This window comes from Sporosarcina beigongshangi, from assembly GCF_033485195.1.
In the GTDB taxonomy this organism is placed as follows: domain Bacteria; phylum Bacillota; class Bacilli; order Bacillales_A; family Planococcaceae; genus Sporosarcina; species Sporosarcina beigongshangi.
Genome location: NZ_JAWLIR010000012.1, coordinates 1 through 7448 on the forward strand (window position 1 = coordinate 1; position 7448 = coordinate 7448).

At 40.1% G+C, this 7448-nt stretch carries 7 protein-coding genes; 4 read left to right on the forward strand and 3 right to left on the reverse strand.

What is annotated here, in order from left to right:
* Window positions 1-186: 186 nt before the first annotated feature.
* Window positions 187-546 (forward strand): hypothetical protein, encoded by a 360-nt coding sequence (locus R2B77_RS08275; RefSeq protein ID WP_203249314.1) that lies wholly within the window; start codon window positions 187-189, stop codon window positions 544-546.
* Window positions 547-1178: 632 nt separating this feature from the next.
* Here R2B77_RS08275 and R2B77_RS08280 read toward each other — a convergent pair.
* Window positions 1179-2816, reverse strand: a complete 1638-nt coding sequence (locus R2B77_RS08280; protein ID WP_322555676.1) for a hypothetical protein — start codon at window positions 2814-2816, stop codon at window positions 1179-1181.
* Window positions 2817-3562: 746 nt separating this feature from the next.
* Here R2B77_RS08280 and solA point away from each other — a divergent pair.
* Together solA and R2B77_RS08290 are read left to right on the forward strand one after the other, a co-directional pair.
* A complete protein-coding gene (gene solA, locus R2B77_RS08285; protein ID WP_203249316.1) occupies window positions 3563-4690 on the forward strand; it encodes an N-methyl-L-tryptophan oxidase in 1128 nt (375 codons plus the stop codon).
* 33 nt (window positions 4691-4723) lie between these two features.
* Complete coding sequence (locus R2B77_RS08290) at window positions 4724-4858, forward strand: hypothetical protein (protein WP_404830746.1); 135 nt, start codon at window positions 4724-4726, stop codon at window positions 4856-4858.
* 145 nt (window positions 4859-5003) lie between these two features.
* Here the strand turns inward: R2B77_RS08290 and R2B77_RS08295 are convergent, their stop codons facing one another.
* Complete coding sequence (locus R2B77_RS08295; RefSeq protein ID WP_203249317.1) at window positions 5004-5468, reverse strand: general stress protein; 465 nt, start codon at window positions 5466-5468, stop codon at window positions 5004-5006.
* 84 nt (window positions 5469-5552) lie between these two features.
* Window positions 5553-6098: a TetR/AcrR family transcriptional regulator gene (locus tag R2B77_RS08300; protein WP_203249318.1), complete on the reverse strand. Its 546-nt coding sequence runs from the start codon at window positions 6096-6098 to the stop codon at window positions 5553-5555.
* Window positions 6099-6207: 109 nt separating this feature from the next.
* On the opposite strand from R2B77_RS08300, the gene R2B77_RS08305 reads away from it, so the two are divergent.
* Window positions 6208-7029 (forward strand): SDR family oxidoreductase, encoded by an 822-nt coding sequence (locus tag R2B77_RS08305; protein ID WP_203249319.1) that lies wholly within the window; start codon window positions 6208-6210, stop codon window positions 7027-7029.
* Window positions 7030-7448: the final 419 nt, after the last annotated feature.

Sequence of the window (7448 nt, forward strand, 5' to 3'; positions counted from 1 at the left end):
CTCAATTCATCCGCAATATTCATTATGGTAAAATGTCATATATTAATAGACATCTAAATGAGAGCCCCCTTCTAATTCACACGAAATGTTGCACCTGCTTTATGTTGCAATATACAAATACCGTTTAATTTATTACGAACTATTGAATGGAAAATTAAGCTAACCTTTACTTAAAGGAGAAAAATGATGAAATTATTTTCGAGGTACAGTGAAGCTAAGGTCAAAAAACTCACCAATAAGCAGTTGTATGAGCGACTTACACGGCTGAACAATGAAGAGGCCCGCGACTCGAAATCAATAAAGGTGATCCTTTCGGAAATCGCCCAGCGAGACCCAGCTGATTATGAATTGGGAAAAATCGCGGCAGAAGTAGAGAAGTCCAAACGCCATACCGTTATGGAGACAACTGATATCCTCTATCTTGAAATCAAGTATAACGAGGACTATCTCGCCAAGCCGGAATCTGAAACTGATCCCTACGAGCGCAAGCTCCGATCTGCCATGCTTGAAATGGTTCAGAAGGAACTAGAGCGTCGGAGAAACTAGGCCAATCGAGTAACGAAGGCCCATGCTTTGAAAGAGAAAGCCACGGTCATTCATAGTCAAACTTAGATTGCATGCGGAAATATTGATACAAGTATAGTATCAAGTTAAAAGAATTTGAGAAGAAATAGAATTGCCCTCGCACTTAATTTTTATCAAACGTAGTCATTCATTTTTAATTCTATCGGCAAACCCTTCATAACATTGCTATTATAGTCTTTCGTGAGTTGGTAGGTTCGACTCCTGCCTCTTCCATAGTAATATATGGTGTAAATGCAGTCGTTTCGACGGTTTTGAAGGAAAGGGATATTGAACACGAGTTGAACTCTTGGGCAATATCTCTTTTTTCGTACCTACATACTTAGTGAAATGTATTAAGTTCTAATTGAATTCGGAATTGTTTTAGAACCGTGTACTCGAAATTAAAACTCTTAAGTGCTTGTGCACAGCGCCATTCAGTAGGCACACTACAATTATATTAGAATCAGGTACCATATATAGAGCCCTTGAAAACTCCTACTGAAGTTTTCAAGGGCTCAAAAATTTATTCAACCGTAGACCATACGGTTCAGGCAAGGAAGGGTATCACTTCCCGCTAAAAAATTATCTATTCAATTTTATTTTTTAATGTTATTTTATTTTTTTAACAAACTAAATAAAGAATTGTAAGCTGTAACAACTTGTTGGTAATAACCAACTAGCTTATCCCAAACCGTTGTTTGAACAACTTCTTTAACAGGTTCTTCCGCAGTGTCGTTACCAACAGCCGGTTCTTCAGTTACATCTTCAGCGTCAGCAGGAACTTCTGCAACATCGTCACCAACAGCCGGTTCTTCAGTTACATCTTCAGCGTCAGCAGGAACTTCTGCAACATCGTCACCAACAGTCGGTTCTTCAGTTACATCTTCAGCGTCAGTAGGAACCTCCGCAACATCGTCATCAACAGCCGGTTCCTCAGTTACATCTTCAGCGTCAGTAGGCACCTCCGCAACATCGTCATCAACTGCCGGTTCCTCAGTTATATCTTCAGCGTCAGTAGGCACCTCCGCAACATCGTCATCAACTGCCGGTTCCTCAGTTATATCTTCAGCGTCAGTAGGCACCTCCGCAACATCGTCATCAACTGCCGGTTCCTCAGTTATATCTTCAGCGTCAGTAGGAACCTCTGCAACATCGTCACCAACAGCCGGTTCTTCGGTTACATCTTCACCGTCAGCAGGAACTTCCGCAACGTCGTCGCCAACAGCGGGCTCTTCCGATTCATTTCCATCCTCAACTGGCAAGGTCATACCAAGATGATCTTGGATAATGAAATTATAGTATTCAATTAAACTTCCATAATTTTGTATGACAGATCTATATTCATTTACTTGTTCCTCTGTTATAATAGTGCTATCAGTAGATTGGTCAGGTGACGTAGTATCCTCATGGATAATTTCGTCAGCTGGCTTTTCTGTTTCATCAGTAGACTCATCTTCACCAGCTGGCTCCTCTGCAGGCTCTTCTTCAACCACAGTTTCGTCTGCTGTTTCTTCTTCAATTACAGGTACATCGGCCGCTTCATCTTCTTCAACAGGCAGATCTGTTGCTTCATCTTCAATAACAGGTGCATCCGTTGCTTCGTCTTCATCAACAGGTAGATCTGTTGCTTCATCTTCAATAACAGGTGCATCCGTTGCTTCGTCTTCATCAACAGGCAGATCTGTTGCTTCATCTTCATCAACAGGTAGATCTGTTGCTTCATCTTCAATAACAGGTGCATCCGTTGCTTCATCTTCAATAACAGGTGCATCTGTTGCAACGTCTTCATCAACAGGCTCATCCGTTGCTTCATCTTCAATAATAGGTGCATCTGTTACTTCGTCTTCATCAACAGGTAGATCCGTTGCTTCATCTTCAATAACAGGTAGATCTGTTGCTTCGTCTTCATCAACAGGCTCATCTGTTGCTTCATCTTCATCAAGAGGTACATCTGTTGTTTCGTCTTCATCCATAGGATCATCCGAATCATCTTCATTAGGAGCTACGTCCTGCAAATTTTTGTTTGCAATTGCACGCATTATTTTCCCTTTTTCAGGTGAACCCGGAATGCTTGTTGCAAAAGATGAAACTTCTGCACCGTGATTCTTAAAATCTGTCACCTCGCCCTTTTCAGCTGCTAAAGCTGAGCCACCTGCGCCGAAAATAGCAGCTGTTAGCATTGAAGTTGACATTACAAAAGGCAAAATCTTCTTGTTCGTGTTCTTCTCTTTTTGATTCGTCTCTTTAACCAAGATTCATCAAACTCCCTTCATTTTTCCGAAATTTTTAAATCTCGACTACTAAAATAGGAATTGAAATAACACTTTTTCTTATTCAATTGTTAATGTACATCTCCCTCCTTCATATGCAGGACAGGGTCGGTTATAAAAATTCGTTATGAAGTTTTTTCAAGCGAATAATTTAGGAGTGCCCCAACCGCATGTTAACTACAATAACAAAAGAAAATATCAGGAGAGTAACAATCAAATAACAAGTTTTCATGGATATATTAACCTTTGTAACAATGGAGAAAGTATCCTTTAGTACTGTATTTTTGTTGGACAAGGATGCGAAAGAGGGGCTATTCGATTAGTTCTGCCGTAATAATCCAGTTTATCCCTTATGTAAAATGAATCGTTAAAGTGCTATAAATCTGCGTCGCATTACTTTTTTATCATCTTTATTGAATAATCTAAACGATATAACCTTGTTCGATATTAATTATTACATTCAGAAACATAATGATAAAATCTTGCTTTTTAATGAAGGCTTCTCATTGAATTCCGGATTATCTTTAATTACTGTATATCTTGGTTATTAGACCTTCTAATCACATGTGAATTAGGAGGTTTCTGCATGTTTAGGAGCCGATGTTATAAAAGACAGGTATTAATATTTGTGCGTTAGGGAAGGCGGTTAAGTGGTAAAATAAGAAAATAGTAGCCAATATTTAAAACTTTAGTTTTAGCGTATTTATTTGCGAGGGAGGAAACGTACTGTGCATTATGATGTAATTGTAATTGGCGCTGGTTCGATGGGGATGGCGGCTGGCTATTTTTTATCAAAGAGCGGCAAAAGAACATTATTATTGGATTCCTTTAACCCGCCTCATGACAAAGGGAGTCATCACGGAGATACGAGAATTATTCGGCATGCGTATGGTGAAGGTGAGGAATACGTTCCATTGGCGCTCGAAGCTCAAGAATTGTGGGACGACTTAGAGAAGGTGACGGGAAAACAATTGTTTATCCAAACCGGGGTTCTAAACGTAGGCTATGAAAAAACAGATTTTATCGAGAACATCATCTCAAGTGCAAAAACTCATTCACTGCCACTGGAGATTTTGGATTCAAGTGAAGTGAATAAGCGATGGCCAGGCATCAATTTACCGGACAATTACATAGGGTGCTTTGAACCAACATCAGGCGTACTAAAATGTGGAGAATGCATTGGAGCTTATCGAGAGCTTGCAGAGCAACACGGAGCTACCATCTTAACCAATAGCAAAGTGAAAGAATTAGTAGTGCATAATGAAAGAGTAACCGTCAAAACCGAGGCTCAAACTTTTAGCGCTGATGCGTTGGTAGTTTCAGCAGGAGCGTGGTCAGGGAATCTCCTTTCTACATTAGATTTAAATCTTCCTCTAAACCCAGTGAGAAAAACATTTGCTTGGTTTAATGCCAATGAAGATTTGTATAATTATAAGCAATTTCCAGCCTTTGCGTTTGAGACATCTCAAGGACAATATTATGGTTTTCCAAGCATTGATGGTGCTGGTCTAAAAGTAGGCAGACATGATGGTGGAGAGACAATCAATCCAGATGAAGTCATGCGGGAATTTAGCGAACTAGAGGAAGACGCGACAGATTTAAGACAATTTGTACATAGCTATATGCCATCTATACAGCAATTGAAGTACGGTAAAGCCTGTATGTATACACTTACTCCTGATGAAGATTTCATTATTGATTTGCATCCTACCTATTCAAATGTGGCCATTGCATCTGGCTTCTCAGGCCATGGCTTTAAATTTAGTAGTGTAGTTGGACAAATCTTAAGTGAATTGATTATTTTAGGGAAGACTGAAAAAAATATATCTCCTTTTTCAATTAATCGATTTAAATAAACTTCAAACCAACTCGCGGGGTGGCTACAAGAAATGGGAGTCCCTACATCCCGGGTTCGTAATTTGCCGATTCAAGAAGTAATTCGAGATATTGAAGTAGATGGTCCGGTTCCAAGACTAGCAGAACAAGTAAGGCAGTTACATCGGCAATTACACGAAGGGAAGTAGACCGATATGAACAGGTTTACTGCCTTGCTTTGGAAGGATTTTATTTAACTATGGAGGAATCAAATAAGTAATTGCAGTGGGACGAGGAACCTATCCTTTCGTCCCACTTCTAAATTGAATGATAGTTTGGTGTGCTTTTTATTCCCTATAAATTCTCCGTTTGAATGCGTGGAACTGTGTTATCGTTATGAAGTATTTGCTGTTGTTCATCTTGATTGTCCAAAAGTTCCCCGCTTGATCCCAGTTCTGCACTACTATCCATTTTCACATGCACTTCATTATGGTTTCGAGGTGGTTCCTTCACAAACAATGCAGTTCCACCGCCATGCATTTCGTTGTAGTAAGTTCTTGCCTGTTGTTCTGAAAGTCCCATGTCAGAAAGAGTGTCTACTATTTGATCTTTTCCACCCGGAAATGGCTCGAATTTTTCATGCCATTTACCACCGGTCGCATCCTGAAGTCCAATTTCGGTTTGCCCTTGCAGCATAGAAAGGTTGTCCTCAACATTTGAAATGGCAACTACATCCTGTTCTGCATACCCTTGTGTTTTCAGTTGTGTAATTTTGTATAATACCGTGTCAATGGAATAAAAAGTGCCAACGTACTTCATATAGATGTCATCCTCCAAGCCCATCTTTTTTGCTTAGTGTACCCACCGTTTCTGATTACAAACAAACTTTGCCTGTGATAATCTCTATACTCCATTCACTCGATAAGCCATCTCCCCAATGCTCGTTAACCCCCCAGCCGTTTCCTTAACCGACATCTGACAATCTTCCTCAATCCATTTCGTTAAGTACCCGATTGTTCCGAATGCAGTAAAGGAGGAAAGTGCTTCATTTTTAAAAGTTACTTGAAGCGTTTCGTATAAAAGCTCATATAGACGGGTTATAAATGCTCGATCTCGGATTCTTCCTTTATAAAAATCTGAGTTTTGATGAATATGTTCACAAATTTGGAGCGGAACACGGGCAATTGCAGTACCGATTTCTTCGTCTACTTCTATAGACTTGACCTGATAATATGAAACGAACTCCAATAATAATTGTTCGGTTATTTCATCTAACAAATCATTTTTGTCTTTAAAATGTAAATAAAACGTAGAGCGATTGACGCCTGCACGCTTGGCAATTAATTGAACAGTAATTTTTTCAAATGGCAGCTCACTCAGTAATTCTTGAAATGCCACAATTATATATTGTTGAATCGTTAAGCTTTCTGTTAACACTCTCTTTTTCATATAACCCACCCCCATATAGACACTTTACTACACTTTGTTGTTTGAGGTGCCAGTGATGGGCGGTATACAATTAAATTGGACTTAAATTGTTGTATAGGGGGAAATTCAAATGACAAAAGTGTATGTGATTACAGGTGGTACAGGCGGAATGGGTAAAGCATCTGCCGAAATTTTAGGAAAACAAGGTGCGCTATTATTAGCGGATATGAACGAAGAGCGTTTAGTAGCCACTGCCGCAGAATTAAAAGCGAAGGGCATTGAAACTGTGGAATATGCAACTTGTGATGTGTCAGATCGTGCCGCCGTTAAAGCTTTAGCAGAAAAAGCAGCTTCTATGGGCGAGTTTGCAGGGATTATTCACACTGCAGGTCTTTCTCCAACAATGGCTGATTGGAAAACAATTATGAATGTAAATGCTGTGGGTACAGCGATTATTCTAGATGAATTTATACAAATTGCCACGCCTGGTTCAGTAGCGGTTTGTATCTCTTCGATGAGTGCACATATGGTACCAGCTCCACCAGAATTACGCGAAGTATTAAAAAATCCATTAGCTGATGGTTTCATGGAAGCAATGGAAGTAGCGACTAAAGGTACAAACGCTGGTTCATATCCATTATCAAAAATCGCTGTTATCGAAATGGTAAAAGATCGTGCCTGGGCATGGGGTGAAAAAGGTGCTCGTATTGCATCCATCTCGCCAGGAACAATCAACACAGCTATGGGCCGTGCTGAAAAAGAAGAAAGCGATATGATGGCCGTATTACTTGCGCATACACCATTACGTCGTGAAGGCGAAGCAGAAGAAATCGCTTCAGTTGTAGGCTTCTTGACAAGTGACGCAGCATCTTATGTAACAGGTATCGATATTTTAGTGGATGGCGGTACAATCGCAAACATGGCTCGCATGAGTGCTTCCATGCAACGATAAACAAAGTGGCGAACCCCCCGATAGATAAGGGGTGTTCGCTTTTTTTAATCCTTGCTGTCAGAGAAGGATTTTCATTGTTTAAGAAATTATAAAATTATAAAATTTCCGTACTGTGGATGAGTTGGAACCTTTACATTTAAACTCAAAATTTCCCCGAGGTAGTTGAGTTTTCGCGAACGGTAGTTCAGTTTGTTAAATAGGTAGTTGAGTTGGCCGAAAAGGTAGTCCAGGTTCCCCGAGGTAGTCGAGTTTTCGCGAAAGGTAGTTCAGTATGTTAAATAGGTAGTTGAGTTCGCTGAAAAGGTAGTCCAGTTTCCCCGAGGTAGTCGAGTTTTCGCGAAAGGTAGTTCAGTTTGTTAAATAGGTAGTTGAGTTGGCCGAAAAGGTAGTCCAGTTTCCCCGAGGTAGTTGAGTTTTCG